24 protein-coding genes are annotated in these 21818 nt (G+C 51.2%); 1 reads left to right on the top strand and 23 read right to left on the bottom strand.

Features of this window, described 5'->3' with window-relative positions:
* Positions 1-7: 7 nt before the first annotated feature.
* From AC0YNS_RS02535 to fabG, 19 genes are all read right to left on the bottom strand, one after another.
* Positions 8-415: a YraN family protein gene (locus AC0YNS_RS02535; RefSeq protein ID WP_475779461.1), complete on the bottom strand. Its 408-nt coding sequence runs from the start codon at positions 413-415 to the stop codon at positions 8-10.
* The gene (locus AC0YNS_RS02530) at positions 412-726 is read right to left on the bottom strand and encodes an EscU/YscU/HrcU family type III secretion system export apparatus switch protein (RefSeq protein ID WP_475779460.1); all 315 of its coding nucleotides are present in this window, start codon (positions 724-726) and stop codon (positions 412-414) included. Before AC0YNS_RS02530 ends, AC0YNS_RS02535 begins: the two co-directional genes overlap by 4 nt.
* The gene (gene fliK, locus AC0YNS_RS02525) at positions 723-2645 is read right to left on the bottom strand and encodes a flagellar hook-length control protein FliK (protein ID WP_475779459.1); all 1923 of its coding nucleotides are present in this window, start codon (positions 2643-2645) and stop codon (positions 723-725) included. The genes AC0YNS_RS02530 and fliK overlap by 4 nt, the downstream gene beginning before the upstream one ends.
* 210 nt (positions 2646-2855) lie before the next feature.
* Positions 2856-3467 carry a ribonuclease HII gene (locus AC0YNS_RS02520; RefSeq protein ID WP_475779458.1) on the bottom strand — a complete coding sequence of 204 codons (612 nt, stop codon included), beginning with the start codon at positions 3465-3467 and terminating at the stop codon, positions 2856-2858.
* Between the two features lie 119 nt (positions 3468-3586).
* Positions 3587-4459, bottom strand: a complete 873-nt coding sequence (gene ylqF / locus AC0YNS_RS02515; RefSeq protein WP_475779457.1) for a ribosome biogenesis GTPase YlqF — start codon at positions 4457-4459, stop codon at positions 3587-3589.
* A gap of 14 nt (positions 4460-4473) precedes the next feature.
* Positions 4474-5181 (bottom strand): signal peptidase I, encoded by a 708-nt coding sequence (lepB, locus tag AC0YNS_RS02510; protein WP_475779456.1) that lies wholly within the window; start codon positions 5179-5181, stop codon positions 4474-4476.
* A gap of 110 nt (positions 5182-5291) precedes the next feature.
* Positions 5292-5633: a 50S ribosomal protein L19 gene (rplS, locus tag AC0YNS_RS02505; protein WP_090976579.1), complete on the bottom strand. Its 342-nt coding sequence runs from the start codon at positions 5631-5633 to the stop codon at positions 5292-5294.
* A gap of 187 nt (positions 5634-5820) precedes the next feature.
* A complete protein-coding gene (gene trmD / locus AC0YNS_RS02500) occupies positions 5821-6567 on the bottom strand; it encodes a tRNA (guanosine(37)-N1)-methyltransferase TrmD (protein ID WP_475779455.1) in 747 nt (248 codons plus the stop codon).
* Between the two features lie 4 nt (positions 6568-6571).
* Positions 6572-7087, bottom strand: coding sequence for a ribosome maturation factor RimM (gene rimM, locus AC0YNS_RS02495; protein ID WP_475779454.1), 516 nt, complete (start codon positions 7085-7087; stop codon positions 6572-6574).
* 85 nt (positions 7088-7172) lie between these two features.
* On the bottom strand, positions 7173-7403 hold the full coding sequence (locus AC0YNS_RS02490; RefSeq protein ID WP_090976584.1) for a KH domain-containing protein: 231 nt from the start codon (positions 7401-7403) through the stop codon (positions 7173-7175).
* A gap of 26 nt (positions 7404-7429) precedes the next feature.
* Positions 7430-7702 carry a 30S ribosomal protein S16 gene (rpsP, locus tag AC0YNS_RS02485; RefSeq protein WP_475779453.1) on the bottom strand — a complete coding sequence of 91 codons (273 nt, stop codon included), beginning with the start codon at positions 7700-7702 and terminating at the stop codon, positions 7430-7432.
* 38 nt (positions 7703-7740) lie between these two features.
* A complete protein-coding gene (gene ffh, locus AC0YNS_RS02480) occupies positions 7741-9114 on the bottom strand; it encodes a signal recognition particle protein (RefSeq protein WP_475779452.1) in 1374 nt (457 codons plus the stop codon).
* 22 nt (positions 9115-9136) lie between these two features.
* The gene (gene ylxM, locus AC0YNS_RS02475; protein WP_371264681.1) at positions 9137-9463 is read right to left on the bottom strand and encodes a YlxM family DNA-binding protein; all 327 of its coding nucleotides are present in this window, start codon (positions 9461-9463) and stop codon (positions 9137-9139) included.
* A 178-nt stretch (positions 9464-9641) separates the two neighbouring features.
* The gene (gene ftsY, locus AC0YNS_RS02470) at positions 9642-10646 is read right to left on the bottom strand and encodes a signal recognition particle-docking protein FtsY (protein ID WP_475779451.1); all 1005 of its coding nucleotides are present in this window, start codon (positions 10644-10646) and stop codon (positions 9642-9644) included.
* Positions 10647-10750: 104 nt separating this feature from the next.
* The gene (gene smc / locus AC0YNS_RS02465; protein WP_475779450.1) at positions 10751-14329 is read right to left on the bottom strand and encodes a chromosome segregation protein SMC; all 3579 of its coding nucleotides are present in this window, start codon (positions 14327-14329) and stop codon (positions 10751-10753) included.
* A 206-nt stretch (positions 14330-14535) separates the two neighbouring features.
* The gene (rnc, locus tag AC0YNS_RS02460; protein WP_475779449.1) at positions 14536-15225 is read right to left on the bottom strand and encodes a ribonuclease III; all 690 of its coding nucleotides are present in this window, start codon (positions 15223-15225) and stop codon (positions 14536-14538) included.
* Entirely contained in the window at positions 15215-16456 is a 1242-nt protein-coding gene (fabF, locus tag AC0YNS_RS02455; RefSeq protein WP_475779448.1) for a beta-ketoacyl-ACP synthase II, read from the bottom strand. The genes rnc and fabF overlap by 11 nt, the downstream gene beginning before the upstream one ends.
* A gap of 137 nt (positions 16457-16593) precedes the next feature.
* Positions 16594-16830 carry an acyl carrier protein gene (acpP, locus tag AC0YNS_RS02450; RefSeq protein ID WP_090976600.1) on the bottom strand — a complete coding sequence of 79 codons (237 nt, stop codon included), beginning with the start codon at positions 16828-16830 and terminating at the stop codon, positions 16594-16596.
* 95 nt (positions 16831-16925) lie between these two features.
* Positions 16926-17675: a 3-oxoacyl-[acyl-carrier-protein] reductase gene (fabG, locus tag AC0YNS_RS02445; protein ID WP_475779447.1), complete on the bottom strand. Its 750-nt coding sequence runs from the start codon at positions 17673-17675 to the stop codon at positions 16926-16928.
* Positions 17676-17975: 300 nt separating this feature from the next.
* Between fabG and AC0YNS_RS02440 the strand changes: the two genes are divergently transcribed.
* Complete coding sequence (locus AC0YNS_RS02440) at positions 17976-18125, top strand: hypothetical protein (protein WP_475779446.1); 150 nt, start codon at positions 17976-17978, stop codon at positions 18123-18125.
* Positions 18126-18237: 112 nt separating this feature from the next.
* On the opposite strand, the gene fabD is transcribed toward AC0YNS_RS02440, so the two are convergent.
* From fabD to fapR, 4 genes are all read right to left on the bottom strand, one after another.
* Positions 18238-19164: an ACP S-malonyltransferase gene (gene fabD, locus AC0YNS_RS02435; RefSeq protein WP_475779445.1), complete on the bottom strand. Its 927-nt coding sequence runs from the start codon at positions 19162-19164 to the stop codon at positions 18238-18240.
* A gap of 63 nt (positions 19165-19227) precedes the next feature.
* A complete protein-coding gene (locus AC0YNS_RS02430; protein ID WP_090976604.1) occupies positions 19228-20214 on the bottom strand; it encodes a beta-ketoacyl-ACP synthase III in 987 nt (328 codons plus the stop codon).
* An 8-nt stretch (positions 20215-20222) separates the two neighbouring features.
* A complete protein-coding gene (gene plsX / locus AC0YNS_RS02425) occupies positions 20223-21212 on the bottom strand; it encodes a phosphate acyltransferase PlsX (RefSeq protein ID WP_475780089.1) in 990 nt (329 codons plus the stop codon).
* Complete coding sequence (gene fapR, locus AC0YNS_RS02420) at positions 21196-21813, bottom strand: transcription factor FapR (RefSeq protein WP_090976605.1); 618 nt, start codon at positions 21811-21813, stop codon at positions 21196-21198. The genes plsX and fapR overlap by 17 nt, the downstream gene beginning before the upstream one ends.
* Positions 21814-21818 lie beyond the last annotated feature (5 nt).

Genomic DNA, 21818 nt, shown 5'->3' with positions numbered 1-21818 from the left:
AGTGAAATTAGAACGCGGATTCAATATGTTTAAGTTCGGTAATTTGATAAGGTTCGAGTGATTCTACCCGAACAGCTGCGGTAATTGCAATGACATCAAAGCGGATCGCAGGATGCTGAAGCTTATTCATGGACAGGTACACCTCTGTTATGGACCTGACTTTCAGTTGTTTCCGTATATCGACCGATTCCACAGCTGTGCCAAACCTGCCGCCAGCTCTGCGTGTCCGCACCTCGACTATGATTAGTAGGGATTCCGATTTCGCTACAATGTCCAATTCGCCCATACGACAACGCCAATTCCGATGTATGATCGTATACCCCTGCTCTTTCAGGTATCTAGCGGCTTCCTCTTCGCCAAACTTGCCAATCGCTTGTCTCGTATCGGTTCTGGATGTTCGGTTATCTGCTTTCAATCTTTGCTTCCTCCCGCTTTACGATCCGATCGATAAACAAACGACAATATTTCCGCAACCAGTGTATATAGCTCCGGCGGCACTTCTTGATCCAAATCGAGCTTTGACAGCACTTCGACAAGAGAGGAATCCTGTTGAATCGGTACCCCGCTCTCAGCTGCTTTGTCCAGAATAGCCTCCGCCATCTTACCTCGGCCTTTGGCTACAACAACCGGAGCGTTGCGCTCTCCCGGCTCATATTTGAGTGCAACTGCTTTTTTATTCTGCATGAGGCTATCTTGGGTTTGTCCCTTCTTATCTTTCTCGTTCATACGCGATAGTCTACTCCCTTGTAAGGTTTCGTCGACCACTCGGTCGAACCCGGTCCTGCCGCCATTGCCTCCGAAGTGTTCATGCGTTCCGCCATTCTTTCCGGCATCGGAGTTGCTTTCAATGATAACAGTTGATATCCGGCACGCTGCAGCGCTTCCGATAACTCAGCACGGGATGTCTCTATAAGTGAACCTGCCATCGGATGATCATTCCATAAGTTAAGACTGACGATTTTATTAACGACCTGTACATCTACGACAGTATCACCTAACGACTTCATGCGCAGATCAAATAGAAGTCTGCAATTATCTGCATCGAGTTCACCTTTACGGCCACGTCTTGTTTGAATGTGTACCGAGGCTGTCTGTCCTCCGTCTTGACTGTGCATCGGAATAAACATCGTCACATGTGACAACAACGAGCTGGTTTTCTCCGGGGATAACAGCAATTGCTGCCCGGTAATATGGGAAACGAGTTGCTGCGCCGTATCCCGAAGAGCCGGCGGCACATCATCCGTGGAAGCAAGCGTCATTAATGCGCTCTTCATTGAATCATCGGCAGCGTTCTTGACGGAATCGAGAGAATCCGTAGAAGGCAGCACATTCGGAAGCGGCGTGTTTCCCTGTTGCACCTGAACTCGATCATTGATCAAGCCTGCAACAACAACATTCCGATCTAAGCTATCCTTAGGGGACTGACTAGTCGCCGAAGCTTTGTTTTCTTGACCAGCTTGAATCGCAGGATCAATTGGTTGTTTTGGCAGCTCGGGCTGCTTCGCCGCTTGCTGCTGATCATCGGTAACTGCAGCTGCAAGCAGACGCTCATGATCGACGCCCAGCCATTTCATCATCTGGCCCACCCAGTTGGAGGATGAACCAGCCGGCTGCGGCGAGGGGGTTGTAGTGCCAGCGTCTGCGGCATGATTGTGGGCTGCGCCATCCGGCGAAGCCGACTTGGCAGCCCCGCCGCCAGGCGTGATTGGCGGGGCTGTTGGTGGCGGAGCCGCGGGCTGCGCGCTCGCGGCAGCTGCGCCTCCGCTGCTCGGCGCGGCTGTGCCAGCCGCCGCGCCATCGCCCGCTGCGCTGCGCGCAGCGGGCACGGGAGCAGCAGCGGACCCCGCTGCTCCCGCCGGCCCCGGCGCCGGCTGCGCCCCGGCGCCTTGCGCGCCTTCGGCGCTCGAAGCCGGCTGCGCCTCGGCCCCGCCCGGCGCTGCGCGCATCAACGCTGCGCCTTCGCGCAGCAGCGTTTGCAGCTTCGCTGCAGCCTCTTGCGCCGCCGACTGCGGCTGCGCGGCATCGCCCGCCGCATCGCCGGCGGACGACGCGCCGCTCCAAGCGGCAAGCCCCCGCTCCAGCGACTCCAGCAGCGTATGCGCCGGAGTGCCGGAGAGCGTCTGTGCAAGCGCTCCGATCGTCGCGCTTGTCATCGGCAGCCCGCGCTTATTCGCGAGCGCGGTCGCCTTCGCCCAAACCTGCGCATCGCTGCCTTGCGGCATAGCAGTCAGCGCCTGCTTAAATTGACTCGCTGTTTCGTGAGTCAGAGTACCGCCCTCACGACGCAAATCGCGCACAAGCTCCTGCGTCCATTTCTGTTCAGGCAGTCCTGACGCTTTCAGCCAATCTTTTAAGCTCGCTTCATTCATAGTTGCCGTTTGCTGATCAACTAGCTTTAGAACAAGCGTGCCATCGACGGATTGCGGCTGCACCTGAAGCAAGGTCGATTGCCCTGGCTGCAGCGGTGTTTCCAATTTCGCTTGTACTTGTGTCCCATTTATTTGAATGACCGCTTCCTGATCGTTTAACATCTTAACTAGAACGCCGCGTACAATTTGGCCGACCTTAAGCTCTAATGCCTTACTGTCGCCGGGCTGCACATCGCCAAGCAGTCCCTTCATCAATTGTCCGATCGATAATGACATAACGCGACCGCTTCCTTCCTGACAGACTCGTTATTATCGGCTCACATGAACCGCTCTTACCTAGTTATCCTATCTATATCGTTATTATCGGCTCAGATGAGACACAGATTAACGATCCCAAATAAAAAAACGTCCATCCCAAATTATATAGGAACGAACGGTCAAAACGCAGCTTTTGTTCTCTTTTTTCTGCTTCATCTGTGCGCATTACTAAAACAGCACCTGCTGCTCCATAAACAGCTTCCCGAGGAAGCTCTGTCGGTGCATCGGACTGGGACCGAGCTCCAGCAGCTTCTCCCGATGCAGCTTCGTCGCATAACCTTTATGTATCGCAATCCCATACTCGGGGTAAAGCTGATCCCATTCTCCCTTGCATAGCCGGTCCCGCGTAACCTTCGCAATAATCGAAGCAGCTGCGATAGACTGGCTTCTTGCATCTCCTTTAATAATGGACTCTTGCGGAAGGTCAATATCCACCTTCTCCGCATCCACCAGCAAATAATCTGCCGGAACAGCGAGCAGCTCTACTGCTTGTTTCATGGCAAGTCTTGCAGCTTGCTTAATATTAATGGAATCAACCACTGCTGCATTCACGCAAGATACCGCCCAAGCTTCAGCCTGATCCATAATGAGCTCATACAGCTCCTCACGTTTCTTCTCCGACAGCTTCTTGGAATCATCGACGCCATCAAGAATCACACCCTCCGGCAAAATAACGGCAGCTGCCACCACATCACCAAACAAGCAACCCCGCCCAACCTCATCGATGCCGGCAATATTGCGATAGCCTTGCTCCCATAGCGGCTTCTCAAACTCCAACATTACAATCCGCTCCCCATTCACACTTCTGCCCTTATCCGTATAGCCCCATATACAAAACGAACGGCTCCCTCACATACAAGAGGCAGCCGTCCCAATAGCAGAATGCAACAATCTGCCTCTTACATAAAATCTTCCGGAGCTTCAAGCGAAAGTCGGCCCATATTACCTGCCCGCATCTCGCGCAAAATAATGCCGGACGTTTTCTCCAAATCAACGCGGCCTCCGCTAATCAAGCAGCCACGCTTGCGACCGATATCCTCCATCAAACGGACGATTTCGTCATTGTCTTCATAATCCTTCGGAGGGTCCTTCAAACCGAAACGTTCCGACAGCATCGGCCAGTAGCGTTTCGCCAGCTCTCTCACCGTGAAGAATGCTACATCTTCGATGTTCAGAACCTGTTCACGAATCGCGCCTGTCATGGCAAGTCGTTGGCCAACGAGCTGGTCCTCGAACTTCGGCCATAGAATACCCGGCGTATCGAGCAGCTCCATTTCCTTGCCGACTTTAATCCATTGTTGGCCTTTCGTCACACCCGGACGATCTCCGGTAGCCGCAATTGCACGGCCAGCCAGACGGTTGATGAGTGTCGACTTACCCACATTTGGAATTCCGACGATGAGTCCGCGAATGGCCCTCGGCGTAATCCCTTTGGATATTTGTCGTTCGATCTTCTCATGGAGCAATTGCTTGACCTTCACCGGAATTTCATTGACGCGTGTACCCGTGGAGGAGTCGATAGCCAAGCTTGCATAACCGAGGTCCGTAAAATAAGCCATCCACTTCTCAGTCGTACGCGCATCCGCCAAATCCGATTTGTTCAGCAATATAAGTCTTGGTTTATTCAATAAAATATCATCAATCATCGGGTTCCGGCTCGATAGCGGTACACGGGCATCCAGCAGCTCAATCGCAATATCGATCAGCTTGAGCTTCTCTTGGATTTCCCTTCTCGCTCTCGTCATATGGCCGGGGAACCATTGAATTGTCATCTAACTACTTCACCTCATTTGTGTTTCACGAAAGAAATTTTGTCCATCGGCCAGAAAATGATATCCGCACGGCCAACGATCTCCTTCATCGATACGTAACCGATCATCCGGCTGTCCTTGCTGTTGCGGCGATTATCACCAAATGCAAGGATCATTCCTTCAGGTACAACATCGGTTGTAAAATTAGCATTCGGGAAATTACGGTCTGTTCCTTGGTTGTTGAAGATTTCACCGTTTGCTTTAGCATTCTCGATCGATTCCTTTAAATACGGCTCTTCGACCTTCTTGTCATTAATAAACAAATCATCGCCTTCATATTTGACTTTATCGCCGGGCACTCCAATAACCCGTTTAATAAAATCTCTTCCCTCATCGGGAACATGAAAAACGACTACTTCGCCATGATGCGGTTCACGAATATCATAAATCACTTTGTTTACAATGAGTCGTTCCCCTGTATAGAAGGTTGGCTCCATCGACGGGCCATCTACAATGAACGGTGCAAACAAGAAATATCGGATCACAAGCACTAGTATAGCTGCAATTGCGAGTGCTTTAACCCACTCGAATACTTCTTTCTGCGCGCGACTGCCGTTCGATCGATTAGATCTGGACGCATTGATTGAAGGATCAACACCGTCTGCTGCAGCATGTCCATGATCACGTTGATTCGGTTCGTTCGACTCTTGTCCATTCTCTTCTGTGCGGTTCTGTTGATCCATTAATTCCACCCTCTTCTATGCTGGGTCTGTTGTTAGTTATGTAAGTAAAACTAGTATTTTAAAAAAACGAAAAGGGACTTGTTTGCGCAAGTCCCCTCTCTTGTCGATAATTAACGAATTTCTTTGATTCTCGCAGCTTTACCGCGAAGTTCGCGAAGATAGTACAGTTTCGCGCGGCGAACTTTACCACGACGAGCAACTTCGATCTTCTCAATCTTCGGCGAGTTAAGTGGGAAAGTTCTTTCCACACCAACACCATACGAGATTTTACGCACTGTAAAAGTAGCACTGATACCGCCGCCGCGACGTTTAATAACAACGCCTTCGAACAACTGTACACGCTCGCGAGTTCCCTCGATAACCTTTACATGTACCTTCAACGTATCGCCTGGACGAAAGCTAGGAAGGTCAGTACGAAGATTTTCTTGTGCAATGATTTGTAAAAGATTCATTGTAGTTTCAACTCCTTCCACCATAGACGTTCATATAAGCTAACCGGTAACAAATTGAAAACCGGATCATGGCTTCATAGCGGACCGTCCGACTTTGCAAAAGCAACATCTGAAATTATAACACACCCAAGCCCAGTAACACAATAACATTTCATAAACTTTTTAAACCATAGCATCCAAGCTAGATCTACCTGCTTTGTTCCCGAGAGCGGATCTGCTCATTCAGCCATTGACGTTCCTTCTTCGTAAGCTCCGCGGTCTCAAGCAGCTCCGGACGACGTTCCAATGTGCGTAATATAGACTGCTGACGACGCCACACTTCTACATTGGCATGATGACCGGACATGAGCACTTCAGGCACTTCCCAATCACGGAATACTGCTGGGCGTGTATAATGCGGATGCTCCAGTAAACCTGTACTGAACGAATCCGTCACAGCCGAGTTCTCATTGCCGAGAACGCCGGGCAAAAGGCGAACGATACTATCGATCATAACCATTGCGGGAAGCTCGCCGCCGGTTAACACATAATCCCCTAATGAGATTTCATCGGTCACCAAATGCTGACGGATGCGCTCATCATATCCCTCATAATGACCGCATACAAACACAAGATGCTTATGAGCCGACAGCTCTTCGGCTTTCTTCTGTGTGTAAGGCTCCCCTTGCGGACATAGCAGTATTACACGAGGACGCTCAGCGCCTTCGGGCATCAAGTCCTCTACAGCAGCGAACAACGGCTCCGGCTTCAATACCATGCCGCCGCCGCCGCCATAAGGATAATCATCAACCGTATTATGCTTATTATTCGCATATTCGCGAAAGTTAACCGCATTCAGGCTGACAATTCCTTTATCCTTCGCTTTTCCAAGAATACTCGCTCCGAACACGCCGTGGAACATTTCCGGAAACAGCGTCAATACGTCAATGCGCATAACGTTAAATCAGCCCTTCCATCAGGTGAACCTTAACGACTTTTTCTTTCACATTGACATCAAGTACAACTTCATCAATGACAGGAATCAATATCTGTTTGCCCTTTGGCTGCTGAATGACCCACACGTCGTTAGCACCCGGAACGAGGATTTCGGTAATAGGACCAAGTATTGCGCCTTCGTCCGTTACTACGGTGCAGCCGATAATTTGATGCTGATAATACTCGCCATCTTCCAGCTCAACAAGATCATCCTTGGAAACTTTAAGCTCCCAGCCTTTGTACTTCTCGACTTGATTAATATCCTCGAAACCGCGGAACTTGATGATGTACATATTTTTGTGCAATTTTGCTGAAACCACTTCGAGCTCAAGCTGTTGCTTGGTCTCCGGGTTTAGTAACGTAAGTATTTTACGCGGAGCAAAGCGCTCCTCCGGAAAATCCGTTTGCGAAACGACTTTTACTTCACCGCGAATACCGTGTGTATTCACAAGCTTACCTACCGATAGCCATTGATCCATTGTGTTCACCTATCTCTTTCGTAATTTAGCATCGAAAAAGGGCTAGGATACCTTCGTATCCTAACCCTGCTTCGATGTACGATCGCTACGAAACAATATCGACCATGACACGCTTTTGCGTTTTGACGGCTGCCGATGTGACAACCGTCCTAAGCGCTTTAGCAATCCGTCCCTGCTTACCAATGACTTTCCCAACATCGTCAGGATTCACGGATAACAGATAGACGGTGCCGCGATCGTCTTCTTTCACGTCGACACGTACGTCCTCCGGGTAATCCACTAAAGCCTTCGCTATGACAAGAATCAAATCTTTCATCACAATAGGCCCCCCGCATCGAGTAGTTATTTTTGAAGCTTCAGTTCATGAAGCTTAGTCATTACGCCTGCTTTGGAAAGCAAGTTGCGAACTGTGTCAGAAGCTTGTGCTCCGTCTTTAAGCCATTTAAGAGCTTTCTCTTCATCAATGTTCACTTGTGCCGGTTGTGCAACCGGGTTATAAGTGCCGATTTCTTCAATGAAGCGACCGTCACGTGGGGAACGGGAGTCCGATACAACCACACGGTAGAAAGGCGCTTTGTGCGCACCGATACGTTTCAAACGAATACGTACTGCCATGATAATTCACCTCCTTCAAAAAATTTCTGAGCTTTATATTAGAACGGGAATTTCATTCCTTTAGGAAGCATCCCTTTAAGACCCTTCATTCCGCCTTTAGGTCCTTTAGGACCCATCATCGACGAGAACTGCTTCATCATTTTCTTCATATCGTCGAACTGCTTGATGAGTCGGTTTACTTCCGCAATGGAAGTTCCGCTCCCTGTCGCAATCCGTTTACGTCTGCTGTGATTGAGAATTTCGGGCTTCTGCTTCTCGGCCTTCGTCATCGATTTCACGATCGCTTCGACGCGTCCGATTTGCTTCTCATCCACCTTGAGGTTCTTCATATCCTTCATTTTGCCCATACCAGGCATCATGTCAAGCAATTGATCCAACGGTCCGAGCTTGCGAACTTGTTCCATTTGGTCAAGGAAATCCTCAAAGGTGAATTCCGCTGTACGCATTTTGCGTTCCATCTCGGCCGCTTTCTCAGCGTCGATTGTGGAATGTGCTTTCTCGATCAGGGACAGCATGTCGCCCATTCCGAGAATACGCGAAGCCATACGTTCCGGATGGAACGGCTCAAGCGGCTCAATCTTCTCTCCGGTTGCCGCAAACTTAATCGGGCAGCCTGTAACGGCTTTGACGGACAATGCCGCACCACCGCGCGTATCACCGTCAAGCTTCGTCAGTATGACACCTGTCAGCTCAAGCTGGCTGTGGAAGCTTTGCGCTACGTTAACCGCTTCTTGACCTGTCATCGCATCTACGACTAGCAGTACTTCGTCCGGCTTGGTTACATCATGGATTTGGCGAATCTCACCCATGAGCGCCTCGTCGATATGAAGTCGGCCGGCTGTATCCACGATCACGTAATCATGACCGTTATCTTTGGCAAATTGCAGACCTGCACGAGCAATCTCAACCGGCGATGTTTGATCTCCGAGCGTAAAGACCGGAACACCAATTTGCTCACCCAATACTTGCAGCTGCTTGATGGCAGCGGGGCGATAAATATCGCCTGCTATCATTAGCGGCTTATGCTTGTCCTTGAGTAGAAGCTTCGCCAGCTTTGCAGTGGACGTTGTCTTACCAGCACCCTGCAAACCCGCCATTAGAATGACTGTCGGCGGCTTATTAGACTTCGCAAGCTTAGACTGTGTACCACCCATAAGCTCGGTTAGTTCTTTATTTACGATGTCGACGACGACCATGCCAGGCGTGAAGCTCTTCATGACTTCAAGTCCGATAGCCTGTTCCTTCACCTTTGCGATGAAATCCTTGACGACTTTGAAGTTAACGTCGGCTTCCAGAAGCGCCAATCGTACTTCGCGCATCGCTTCGTTAACATCATCCTCAGACACTTTGCCTTTGCCGCGCAGTTTGCCGAATACATTCTGCAGTCTGCTGGACAACCCTTCAAATGCCATGATCGTCACCTCCTAGTCGCTGCTATGTAACACCTTGTATATGAGCACGAAAGCTCTGGGTGAGCTTGTGCAGTTCCATACTTAATTCCTTCTGCGTCACAACCTGCTCCACAAGCTCTTCGAGCTGGGCGAGCATGCGCGCTGTCGCTTCATGCTTGGCAAGCAGTTGAAGCTTGCCTTCGTAACTCTCCAGTACCGTCTCTGCACGTTTAACATGCTCATAAACGGCCTGCCTGCTAATATCGAACTCAGCTGCAATTTCGCCAAGTGAATAATCGTCATGAAAATAATATTTCAGAAAGGTTTGCTGTTTCTCCGTCAGCAGCTTCTCGTAGAAGTCAAACAGCATATTAATTCGGTTTGTCTTCGCCAAAGCATCTGCTTCCGGAAGATGAGTTTTCTTCACCGAGGCGTCAGCTTCATGGACCGTCTTCATGCCAGCCACTCCTTTGCGTCAAGGCAAATACCTTTACATCAATTCCACGACGTTTATCATAGCTCAGCGGCCTATAGACTGTCAAGTATATTTACTTGTCACTATCCTCAGTCTCTTCTTCAGCGCTTTGCAGGAGGCCGCCGAACAACGCATGAACGAACTGCTCAGAGTCAAACTCCTGCAAATCATCCATCTTCTCGCCAAGTCCGACGAGCTTCACCGGAAGATCGAGCTCATTACGGATGGCAATGACGATACCGCCTTTCGCCGTCCCGTCGAGCTTCGTCAGTACAAGACCGGTAACGCCGCTCTTCTCGCCGAACAGCTTCGCTTGACTGAGTGCGTTCTGACCGGTTGTCGCATCGAGCACCAGCAGTACTTCATGAGGCGCTGTTGGCACTTCACGCTGAATGACACGGAAAATTTTGTTCAGCTCTTCCATCAGGTTGTGCTTATTCTGTAGTCGTCCCGCCGTATCGCAAAGCAGGACATCTACACCACGCTGCTTAGCCGCGTGGACAGCATCATACATAACTGCCGCAGGATCTGCGCCGGACTCTTGCTTAATAACATCGACGCCAACTCGTTTGCCCCAAACCTCAAGCTGCTCGATCGCGCCGGCACGGAAAGTATCTCCCGCTGCAAGCAATACGCTCTTGCCCTCACTCTTGAACTTGTGGGCCAGCTTGCCGATCGTTGTCGTCTTACCGACACCATTCACGCCGACGAACAAAATAACAGTCATGCCTTGATCAGCCATACGCAGCTCTGCTTTGGCATCGCCTTTAAGCAATTCCACCAGCTTTTCCGAGAGGACAGGCTGCAAGTCGGCTGCATTTTCGATTTTGCGTTTCTTTACTTCGGCACGCAAATCATCGATTAGCTGCATAACCGTATTCACGCCAACATCGGCGCCGATCAGAATTTCTTCAAGCTCTTCGTAGAAAGCTTCGTCGATTTTTTTGCGACGCGTGATCAGCTCTTCGATTTTGCCAACGAACGCCGTTCTGGTCTTCGTCAGTCCTTCTTTGAACTTGGATGTTACCGCTTCGGTTTTCTGGGCAATGCTTTCTTTCAAGCGTTTAAAGAAGCTCATGTTATAGTCCTCCATCCTTTACTTGCAAAAGCCGGGCTGTGACGCAGGGTGCGCCAAGCTCCGGCTTCTCATAGTACGTGTGTATTCGTGAGTTTGATTCTTTTTTATGCTGAGTATGCTTCGTCTTCGTCTTCGAGTCGTACCGATACCAGCTTCGAAACGCCGCCTTCTTCCATTGTGACCCCGTAAAGAACATCTGCTTCTTCCATTGTCCCTTTGCGATGGGTAACGACGATAAATTGCGTCAATTCCGAGAACTCGCGCAAGTATTGCGCAAAGCGTGCAACGTTCGCTTCATCAAGTGCCGCTTCAACCTCATCGAGTACGCAGAACGGAACCGGCTTCACTTGCAGAATTGCAAATAACAGGGCAATCGCCGTTAAAGCACGTTCACCACCGGATAGGAGTTGCAAATTTTGCAGCTTCTTACCGGGAGGTTGAGCAACGATATCGATACCGCTGTCAAGAACCCGCTCCGGATCAACCATAACCAGATCCGCGCGTCCGCCGCCGAACAGCTTCGAGAAGACGACTACGAAATGGCCGCGAATCGCTTCGAACGTCGTACGGAATCGTTTGCCCATCTCTTCATCCATCTCGCGGATAACTTGATACAGCGTTGTCTTGGCTTCGATAAGGTCATTCTTCTGATCGTCCAAGAAGGTGTACCGTTCTTTGACACGCTCATACTCATCGATCGCACCAAGGCTGACTTCGCCTAAGCTTGAAATACGGCGCTTGAGATCACGCACCTCATTCTGTGCAGCCTGCACGTCCTCCGGTACAGGGTAGCGCTCTTTCGCAAGCTCATAGCTGAGCTCATATTCCTCACTCAGCTTGCGAAGCAGGTTGTCCAGCTCGACATCGAGTCGATTCGCTGCAATTTCGATCTGCCGCAATTGATCCTCAATGCTGCGAAGCTGTGCACGCTGCTCCTTCGTCTCACTCTCGCCCTGCTCCAGATCACGAGTTAGCTCTGCACGCTGTGCACGCTTAAGGTCCGTCTGCTCGGAGCAGCCGTCCTTCTTCAGCTTCAGTGCGTTTAGCTGCTCGACTTGCTTCACACTCTCGGTTAGATGCTGCTCGGCTTCTTCATCTTGGCGCTGCAGCATTTCACGCAACCCGGCAAGTTCCTGCTTCGCACGACCGATATCCGATCGAACACGTGTAGCTTGATCCTCGAATGACATTTTCTCCTGATCCGTCTTGGCGAACGCGATCTTCAGATCCGTCAATTGATCCTGCAGCTGTTCCTTCGCCGATTCACCGGCTTTCCGGCGATCTTCCGCGGTCCGGATCTCTTCCTGCAATCGAGCCTCTTCCTTGGTCAGCACTTCAAGGCGGGTCTCCGCGTCCTTCGCGGATTGGCTAATCTGCTGTTTCTCGGACTTGTGGCCGGCGCTGTCTGCTTGGAACAGCTGCGCTTGGTCATCCAAGTGACGCTTCTCGTTATCCAGCTGCTGAAGCTCTGCACGGATGTGCTGCTCCTCGATTCGCTGCTTCTCGCCTTGCTCCCGCAGATCATCTACATTCTGATTGCGGATGGATTGCTCCTTGCGCAAATCACTGATTTTGTCGCGAAGTTTAACGAGCTGCCCGTCCGTTGAACGAATCTCTTCGTCCAATTGTTCGATTTGGCGCTGTCTTCCCAGCAGGTTGGCACCTTTCTTCTGGATGCTTCCCCCGGTCATGGATCCGCCGGCATTGACGACATCGCCTTCGAGCGTTACGACGCGGAACCGATATTGGCATTTCGCAGCAATTCGGTTGGCATGCTCCAATGTTTCGGAGATGAGTACGTTGCCGAGCAGACTCTCGGCGATATGCGCATATTTCGCATCACAGGAGATCAGCTCTGCCGCTACGCCTACGAAACCGTCCATTCCCGAGATCGTGCGTTTATCATGCTCCGGAATATGACGTCCACGAATGACATCTAGCGGCAGGAACGTTGCTCGTCCAAGCTGACGCTGCTTCAGGAAGGCAATCGCTGCGCGTGCGCTGCGTTCATCGTTCATGACGACATGCTGGAGCGCTCCCCCGAGCGCAGTCTCAATGGCAAGTTCCACTTTCTCAGGTACGCGAATCAGCTCTGCGACCGCTCCATGTACACCTTCAACACCGCCGCTTGTACGACGCGAAGCTTTCAGGATTTCTTTGACGCCTTGCATAAAGCCGTCCAAATCATCCTGCATTTCCTTCATCGTATCGCGCCTTGAGGTTAGCGCTTCCAGCTTCTGCTCCCATTTGCGCACAGCAGACTGGGCTTCTTCAAGCAGCTTCTGTCCGTTCTGGAGATGCTCCGCTTCGGTAATGTAGCGATTCCGGGCTTTATTAATCTCAGCAAGTGTGGCTTCGAGCCGCTCCTTAAGCTCCATACGTCTGGCACTTACACGCTCATGCTGCTCCTGCCACTTGGAATGCTCGTCACCCAGCCGCTCCATTCTGCGCTGAAGCGCTTCTTCCTGCTGAAGTGCATAACGAATCTCGTTACGCAGCTGCGCCATCGTGCTCAGCACATCCAGCAACTCGCCTTTGAGTGATTCTTCGGCATCGCCGGACGCGGAAGCCGACGTACCAAGAAGCTGCGCCTCTTCTTCAGCAAGCTTGAAGCGAATCGTGTTCAACTCGTTCTCCAATGAAGCCGCTTTGCCGCGGAATTCCGCTTCTTCCTTCGTCAATGCACCGATCCGTTCGTTTTGCGTCGCAATCGTTGCTTCCAGCTGTGTACGATTCTGCTCCAGGTTACGTTTACGTTCTTTGAGTACCTCGCCGTAGCCTTCGCATTTCTCATACTCTTCGCTGTATTGCAGCATCGATTCATGCAAACGATCAAGCGCTTCTTCCAGCTCGCGAAGCTTGAACCGATCTTTCTCCAGCACCGCATCGTGCTTGCTTACTACGGTTGACAAGGACAATTGTTCTTCTTGCAGCTTGCTCATGCGCGTATTGGAATCGCTCCATGAATGATGAACGGTTTCAATGTTATGTACATACATCGAAATTTCGGTCTGCTTCAGCTGTTCCCGCAGCAGCTTGAATTGTTTGGCTTTCTCGGATTGCACGCGCAGCGGCTCAACCTGATCCTCCAGTTCTGTGACCAAATCGTGGATCCGAAGCAGGTTTGTTTCTGTTTCCTCCAGCTTCTTCTGGGCCTCGCGTTTGCGTGATTTATATTTGACGATTCCGGAAGCTTCTTCGAAGATTCCGCGTCGATCCTCGGAGCGCGTACTTAGAATCTCTTCAATACGGCCTTGTCCGATAATGGAATAGGCTTCCTTACCTATCCCCGTATCCATAAACAATTCTGTAATATCTTTCAGTCGGCATGACTGCTTGTTAATCAAATATTCGCTGTCACCGCTGCGATGCACGCGGCGCGTGACCGTCACTTCGTTAAAATCAAGCGGAAGCGCGTTATCGGAATTATCCAACGTGAGCGATACTTCGCCGAAATTGACCGCTTTACGCGCATCGCTTCCCGCGAAAATAATGTCTTCCATCTTGCCGCCACGAAGACTCTTCGCGCTTTGTTCCCCTAATACCCAGCGAATGCTATCGCTAATATTGCTCTTACCACTGCCGTTGGGGCCAACGACCGCCGTGATACCGCGGACGAATTCCAATTCCGTCTTGTCGGCAAACGACTTAAACCCTGCTAATTCTATCCTTTTCAGGAACATCGCTTACCTTCACCTCAACGATTATTGTACCATAACTGTCCCAAAAGGTCAGGTCGAAAAACGTCGAAAATGCCCGAAATCCGCCCTTTACACGCATGAAGCGCATCATAAAGGAAGGCGTTTCCAAGTCCTGTATCCACCTTGCCCTTATAAATGCAAAAAATCCCGGTTACCAGTGGCGACCAGAATTTTGTTTCACATCGATGCTATACCAATTTACGCCATGCTTCTGCGGCTGCTTGCTGCTCGGCTTCCTTCTTCGTTCGGCCTGTACCGGAGCCATAGCTCGTATCCCCGATAAAGACTTCTACAATGAATTCTCGATCATGCGCCGGACCGCGTTCTTCTACAATGCGATATTCGATCGTGCCCATCCCAGCGTGCTGCGCTTTCTCTTGCAGGTTCGATTTGAAATCCTTCACCAGCAAGCCGCCGTCGCTGTCGATATGCGGAAACATATGTGCAGTCAGAAACGCACGAACCGCATCCAAGCCCTGATCCAAATAAATGGCACCTACAAATGCTTCGAATAAATCTGCAAGCAGTGCAGGACGTTGGCGCCCGCCCAGCTGCTCCTCACCGCGTCCGAGAAGAACATGGGAGCCTAAATCCAGCAGATCCGCAAACCGTGCAAGTGAAGGTTCACAAACGATCGAAGCCCGCATGCGAGTCAGCTGACCTTCCGGTCGTTCCGGAAATGTCTTGTACAGAAACTCGGAAACGGTTAACTGTAGAATCGCATCGCCCAGAAACTCCAGCCGTTCATTGTGCTCCATGGCGGTTTGACGGTGTTCGTTCACATATGAGGTATGTGTAAATGCTTGTCTAAGAAGTCGGATGGTACGAAAATGGAGCTGCAGACGTTGCTGCAGCTCATCAAACTTATCATGCTTCATATTTTCTCATCACGATCGTTGCGTTATGACCGCCGAATCCGAAGGAATTGGACAATGCATAAGTAAGATCGGCTTTACGCGGAGTATTCGGCACGTAATCGAGATCGCATTCCGGGTCTTGATTCTCCAGGTTGATCGTCGGAGGAATAATGCCATTCTGCAGGGAAAGACCCAGTATAACGGCTTCCACACCGCCGGCCGCGCCAAGCAAGTGACCGGTCATCGACTTCGTAGAGCTTACAGCCAGCTTGTAGGCATGCTCGCCGAATGTTTTCTTGATGGCCGTTGTCTCGGACTTGTCACCAACCGGAGTCGATGTTCCGTGTGCATTAATGTAGTCGATTTGGGACGGTTCGATTCCGCCGTCGCGAAGAGCTTTCACCATACAACGAGCAGCGCCATCCGGATCAGGCTCTGTCATATGATAAGCGTCGCCGCTCATACCATAACCGACGATTTCCGCATAAATGCGAGCGCCGCGTTTCTGTGCATGTTCCAGCGATTCCAGAATCAACACGCCTGAGCCTTCGCCCATAACGAATCCGTCGCGGTCCACATCGAAAGGACGGGAAGCCTTAGTCGGCTCATCGTTTCTTGTCGACATTGCACGCAAGGAACAGAATCCGGCCATACCTGTCGGTCTGATTGTCGCTTCAGCGCCGCCGCAAATCATGACATCGGCGTCACCGCGTTGAATCATTTTGTAGGAATCGCCAATGGAATGCGTTCCTGTTGCACAAGCTGTAACCGCAGTGCTGTTGGGACCTTTAGCTCCGGTAATCATCGAAACTTGGCCGGAAGCCATGTTCGCAATCATCATCGGAATAAAGAATGGGCTGACGCGCTTCGGACCTTTCTCCAGCAAAATATTATGCTGGTCTTCCCAAGTGCCCAGACCGCCGATACCAGAGCCGATCATGACGCCAACGCGCTCTGCATCTACTTCTTCGCCGATGTTCAATGCGGCATCTTTAACAGCCAGTGTGCTCGCAACAACTGCGAATTGCACGAAACGGTCCATCCGACGCGCTTCTTTCTTATCAATTTGATAATCTTCCGGGTTAAAGTTCTTGATTTCTGCGGCAATTCGAGTCGGATACTCAGAAACGTCGAAAGCTTCCACTAACGAGACGCCTGATTTCCCTTCCATTAAATTACCCCAAAACGTATTCAAATCGGAACCGAGCGAAGTCATAACCCCCATGCCCGTAACGACTACTCTCTGTGTCATACCTATTCACCTCTGATGGGAAACCCAATTGGTTAATCTATCTATAAAAACGCTAATGCGCTTACAGCAGTTATAATGGCAAAGCACATGAATATGGAGAGAAGTCCCGCCTATAACAACGGGACTAATCATTTGTATTACTTAGCTAGAGAAGCTATGTAGTTCACTACTTCTCCCACACTGGTAATTTTCTCTGCATCTTCATCAGAGATTTCCATATCGAATTCATCTTCCAGCTCCATGACAAGTTCAACGACATCAAGAGAGTCAGCTCCAAGATCTTCTTTGAAAGAAGCCTCAAGAGACACCTCCGACTCGTCAACGCCAAGGCGGTCGACAACGATGCGCTTCACACGATCAAATACATCGGACATCCGGTTCACCTCCTCCATGGTATTATACGAGAATTGCGGACAAATTGCCATACCGACCATGTCCAAGCGGCGTCCCTGCGGACATTCCGCCTAGATTACATGTACATGCCGCCATCCACGTGAATCGTCTGTCCGGTCATGTATCCCGCCGCGTTTGACGCAAGGAAACGAACGGCAGCAGCAATATCCTGCGGGTCGCCGAGCCTTGCAAGCGGGATGTCCGCAGCAAGCTTCTCACGCATTTCTTGCGGCAATTTGTCTGTCATATCGGTTTGAATAAAGCCCGGTGCGACACAGTTCACTGTGATTCCACGAGAAGCCAGCTCGCGAGCTGACGCTTTCGTGAGACCGATTACGCCTGCTTTCGCAGCCACATAGTTAGCCTGCCCCGGATTGCCCAGAACACCTACAACGGACGAAATATTGATGATGCGGCCTGAACGCTGCTTCATCATTTGTCGAGTAACGGCTTTAATGCCATTGAAAACACCTTTAAGGTTTGTTTCGATGACTTGGTCGAACTCTTCTTCCTTCATCCGCATGATAAGGTTGTCGCGCGTAATGCCTGCATTGTTGACCAAAATATCGATGCAACCGAATGTTTCCACGACCTGCTTGACCATGCCGTCGAACTCATCGGTCTTGCCTACGTTAGCTTTCAGCACCAGCGTGCGGCGGCCGAGCGCCTGGATTGTTTCCGCTGTTTCTGCTGCTGCCGCTTCACTGCCGGAATAGTTGATTGCTACGTCTGCGCCGGCTTCTGCCAATGCGATTGCAATGGATCGGCCGATTCCGCGGGATGCTCCTGTTACTAAGGCGATTTTTCCAGAGAGATCTGCAAACATTGAGAACCTACCTCCTAACCTTTAATTACCCCCTAAATCCCCCTATATAGGGGGACCCCAAGGGTCTCCGACCCTCTGGACACCCGGAAGGTTTAACGTTTAAGCTGCAGAGTACCGCTCGCGAGTGTTGTACGTGCGGGTCCTCGCTTTCGTCCCATTCGGGACACGCTTTACTTTTGGCGCCGTTTAGCTACCTGTTGTCCCATTCGGGACACATGGTAACGTAGACCGCTCCAGAGACGCGTGGGTGGAGGTTCGTGCTTTTGCTCGCTTTCGTCCCATTCGGGACACGCTTTACTTTTGGTCGGGCGTTTTGACAGCCTGCGCCTGCGGCTGGCTTTGTTGGCCGGCCGCTTCGCCTTCGCCGGACAGGTCAAGGGCATGGTGCATGCGGCACCACGAGGCATTGACAGCCTGCGCCTGCGGCTGGCTTCTTGTACCGGCGATTAAGTCTTCGCCGGGTAGATCAAGAGCATGGCACCTGCGGTGCCACAGGGCTGTTCGCCTGATTGGCGAATTAGACCGACCAAAAGACCAAGACCACCTGGCCGCAAGCGGCTTGTTAAAGGACAGCTGCTTTGAGCGAGTCTAGGCTGTTGATCGAGATGATGTTGACGGTTTTGTCGATTTTCTTGATTAGGCCGGCTAGCACGGAGCCTGATCCGATTTCGACGAAGGTGTCTACACCTTGCTCGATCAAGTAGCGTACGCTGTCTTCCCAGAGCACCGGCGAGTAAACTTGCTCGGCTAGGAGTTTGCGGATTTCGTCTGCGTTTGTTACCGGCTGAGCCGTTACGTTTGCAATGACGGGTATGGAAGCATCGCTAAGTGAAATAGCTGCCAGTACGCCTTCGAGGCGATCGGCTGCTGGTTTCATTAGCGAGGAGTGGAACGGTCCGCTTACTTCGAGCGGGATGACGCGTTTGGCTCCTGCTTCTTTACCGCGTTCGACTACGCCCTGTACGCCTGCGGCTGTGCCGGAGACTACGATTTGGCCGGGGCAGTTGACGTTAGCCAGCTCCACTGCGCCTACTTCGGAAGATACTGCTGCGCAAAGTGCTGCAAGCGCTTCGCGTTCTGCGCCTAATACGGCCGCCATTGCGCCTTGACCGCTTGGCACGGCTTGCTCCATGAACTCACCGCGAGCGCGTACGGTACGCACCGCATCTTGGTAAGACAAGGTGCCTGCTGCGACGAGTGCGCTGTATTCGCCTAGGCTGTGGCCAGCTACGAAGTCCGGCTTTAAGCCGCTGTCTTTCAATGCTTCCAGCAGAGCAATGCTTACGGCAAGAAGTGCCGGCTGCGTATTCGCGGTTTGTTTCAACTGCTCTTCAGGTCCGTTAAAAATAATATCGCTCAGTTTAAAGCCGAGCGCTTCGTCCGCAGCGTCAATTACAGCTTTCGATGCGTCGAATGCTTCATATACGTCTTTGCCCATGCCGACGGCTTGCGCCCCCTGACCGGGAAAAACAAACGCGATTTTACCCAAGCTTCACTGCACCTCCGTGCTTTTCAATGAATCTGAATATGCATATATAATGGCATTGCCTCATTACCAAACAAGAACGGATGCGCCCCAAGTTAAGCCGCCTCCGAAGCCAACCAGCACCAGGTGATCGCCTTCCTTCACACGGTTCTGTTCAACCGCCTCCGCAAGAGCAATCGGAATCGACGCTGCCGACACGTTGCCGTACTTATCCAAATTAATCATGCACTTCTCTTCCGATAGATCCAGACGGTTAAGTGCAGATTGAATGATCCGGATGTTCGCTTGATGCGGAATGAGCAGGTCAATCTTGCTTTTGTCGAGACCTGCTTTGCGAAGCGCCTCTTCAGCTGCGTTCCCCATGATCCGCACCGCAAATTTATAGACCTCATTGCCGGCCATATAAATATAATGCTGCTTGTTCTCGATGCTCTCCGGTGAGGAAGGAGTACGGGAGCCGCCTGCACACACTTTCAGCAATTCACCGCCGGCGCCATCTGCACCAAGCTCGAATGAACGGAAACCGCGGCCTTCAGCCACTTGCCCAAGAACAACCGCACCTGCACCATCGCCGAACAAAATGCATGTGTTGCGGTCTGTATAATCCGTAATCCGGGAGAGACATTCTGCTCCAACGACCAGAACATGCTTGTACATACCCGTCGCGATCATATTTGACGCCGTTGCAAGACCGTAGATAAAGCCCGAGCAAGCCGCAGATAAATCAAAGGCAGCGGCTTTCTTAGCACCGAGCTTCTCTTGCAGCAAACAAGCCGTCGAAGGGAAGAACATATCCGGTGTGATGGTTGCTACGATGATCAAGTCCAGCTCTTCTGCCGAAATGCCTGCTGCTTCGAGCGCTTTCTTGGATGCATGCAGCGCCAAGTCCGATGTTGCCTGATCCGGAGCAGCAATACGGCGTTCACGCATGCCGGTCCGCGTTACGATCCACTCGTCATTCGTTTCTACCATTTGTTCCAAATCTTTATTCGTCAAAATGCGTTCCGGCACATATTTGCCTGTGCCGATAATGCCTACGGGATGTAGCTGCATGGTCCCACTCACTTCCTGCTAATTTCCGCTGCAATAGATGATATTAAATTGCTCTCGATTGCTAATTTCGCTTGACGCACGGCGTTCTTAACCGCCTTCACATCCGAGGAGCCGTGACATTTTACGACCAGACCGTTTACACCAAGAAGGGGCGCACCGCCATGTTCCTTATAATCCATTTTGTTCCGAAGCGCTCTGAGCTTAGGCTGCACGATAGCTGCCGCAAGTTTGGATAACAGCGAGCTCGTGAACACGTCACGCATGGTTTTGAACAATGTTCCTGCCGTACCTTCCATCGCTTTGAGCATGATATTGCCGGCAAAACCGTCGCAAATCAGCACATCGCAATTACGCAGCAGGACATCGCGTGCCTCGACATTCCCGATAAAATGTATCGGAGCCGTTTCCAGCAGCTCATAAGCCGCCTTTGTAAGCTCGTTGCCTTTCATCGCTTCTGTTCCCACATTGAGCAGACCAACGCGAGGTTTATCCATGCCATTCATCTTACTGCGATATAAGCTGCCCATGATGGCATATTGCAGCAGATGCTCTGGTTTGGCATCCATGTTCGCACCAAGATCGAGCGCGAGAACGCCTTTATCATCCATAGTCGGGAGCATCGTGACGAGCGCAGGGCGCTCAATGCCTTCCATCCGTCCTACTACCAGAAGTCCCGTGGTCATCAGTGCACCGGTGTTACCGGCTGAAAGCATCGCTTCCGCTTTGCCTTCGCGCACCAGCTGTCCGGCCATGACCATCGAAGAATTCTTCTTCCGACGAACGGCTTTAACCGGTTCATCATCAGGACCGATTACATCCTCCGCGTGTAGAATCTCAATGTTCGAGGGGCGCTTAGAACCAAGATGCACTTCAATCTGAGCCGTATCCCCAACGAGAATCAAGTGTACTGCCGGCCATTCAAGTGCTGCTTCCAGCGCTCCCTGAACAATCAGAGAAGGAGCGTGGTCGCCCCCCATCGCGTCAATTGCGATCCGCACCATCCATTCCTCCTTCGATACCCGGTTCGCCTGCGCCTGCGGAACGATAGATGACAAAATGGCCTTGGAACACCAATTCGTCAGCTACGTACGAGCAAACCTCAACCTTTGCTTTGCTGCGGCCGCCGGAACGAACGTAAGCTTTGGCGATACATTTCTCACCAAGCTTCACGGATCGTACGAATCTAATGTCAGCTGTTGCCGTTAAAGCAATTTCATCGTTAATCACCGCTACCGCGAGTGAGTTCGCTTGTGCAAAGACATGATGACCGCGTGCGATGCCGGTTCTTGAAAATACATGCTCTTCCTTAATTTCAAAAATAGAAATACCGCTGTTATCCAGCTGCAAATCCACTATATCCCCGATTACCTCATGCAGCGGCAGTGAACGGACGGCGTCATACGAACGCTCCGCCATCAGCTTCATTCTCTCCCGCAGCTCGGGTATGCCAAGCTCCAGCCGGTCAAGCCGCACCGTTTGGATGCTTACTTTCAACTGACGTGTCAGCTCCTGATCCGTTATGAACGGATTATCCTCAATAAGTCCGGTCAGCAGCTGATGCCTTTGTCTTTTCGGAAGACGTTCGATGGTCCGCACCACCTTTG

The sequence above is a fragment of the Paenibacillus sp. J22FR21 genome, from assembly GCF_056269135.1.
The sequence above is the reverse complement of the archived record's forward strand: the minus strand, read 5'-3'. Positions and strand labels throughout refer to the sequence as shown.

Bases quoted from the DNA above. Each gene is read 5' to 3' on its own strand.
- AC0YNS_RS02520 (WP_475779458.1), bottom strand. From the start codon at position 3,467: ATGTTGGAGTTTGAGAAGCCGCTATGGGAGCAAGGCTATCGCAATATT.
- rplS (WP_090976579.1), bottom strand. From the start codon at position 5,633: ATGAATCTTTTACAAATCATTGCACAAGAAAATCTTCGTACTGACCTT.
- ftsY (WP_475779451.1), bottom strand. From the start codon at position 10,646: ATGAGCTTCTTTAAACGCTTGAAAGAAAGCATTGCCCAGAAAACCGAA.
- rnc (WP_475779449.1), bottom strand. From the start codon at position 15,225: ATGAAGCATGATAAGTTTGATGAGCTGCAGCAACGTCTGCAGCTCCAT.
- ffh (WP_475779452.1), bottom strand. From the start codon at position 9,114: ATGGCATTTGAAGGGTTGTCCAGCAGACTGCAGAATGTATTCGGCAAA.
- ylxM (WP_371264681.1), bottom strand. From the start codon at position 9,463: ATGCTGTTTGACTTCTACGAGAAGCTGCTGACGGAGAAACAGCAAACC.
- fabG (WP_475779447.1), bottom strand. From the start codon at position 17,675: ATGTTTGCAGATCTCTCTGGAAAAATCGCCTTAGTAACAGGAGCATCC.
- fliK (WP_475779459.1), bottom strand. From the start codon at position 2,645: ATGTCATTATCGATCGGACAATTGATGAAGGGACTGCTTGGCGATGTG.
- lepB (WP_475779456.1), bottom strand. From the start codon at position 5,181: ATGGATCAACAGAACCGCACAGAAGAGAATGGACAAGAGTCGAACGAA.
- fabF (WP_475779448.1), bottom strand. From the start codon at position 16,456: ATGACACAGAGAGTAGTCGTTACGGGCATGGGGGTTATGACTTCGCTC.
- trmD (WP_475779455.1), bottom strand. From the start codon at position 6,567: ATGCGCATTGACGTATTGACGCTGTTTCCGGAAATGTTCCACGGCGTG.
- AC0YNS_RS02530 (WP_475779460.1), bottom strand. From the start codon at position 726: ATGAACGAGAAAGATAAGAAGGGACAAACCCAAGATAGCCTCATGCAG.
- rpsP (WP_475779453.1), bottom strand. From the start codon at position 7,702: ATGGCAGTACGTATTCGTTTGAAACGTATCGGTGCGCACAAAGCGCCT.
- ylqF (WP_475779457.1), bottom strand. From the start codon at position 4,459: ATGACAATTCAATGGTTCCCCGGCCATATGACGAGAGCGAGAAGGGAA.
- AC0YNS_RS02430 (WP_090976604.1), bottom strand. From the start codon at position 20,214: ATGCAGCTACATCCCGTAGGCATTATCGGCACAGGCAAATATGTGCCG.
- rimM (WP_475779454.1), bottom strand. From the start codon at position 7,087: ATGGATCAATGGCTATCGGTAGGTAAGCTTGTGAATACACACGGTATT.
- smc (WP_475779450.1), bottom strand. From the start codon at position 14,329: ATGTTCCTGAAAAGGATAGAATTAGCAGGGTTTAAGTCGTTTGCCGAC.
- AC0YNS_RS02490 (WP_090976584.1), bottom strand. From the start codon at position 7,403: ATGAAAGATTTGATTCTTGTCATAGCGAAGGCTTTAGTGGATTACCCG.
- acpP (WP_090976600.1), bottom strand. From the start codon at position 16,830: ATGTCCGATGTATTTGATCGTGTGAAGCGCATCGTTGTCGACCGCCTT.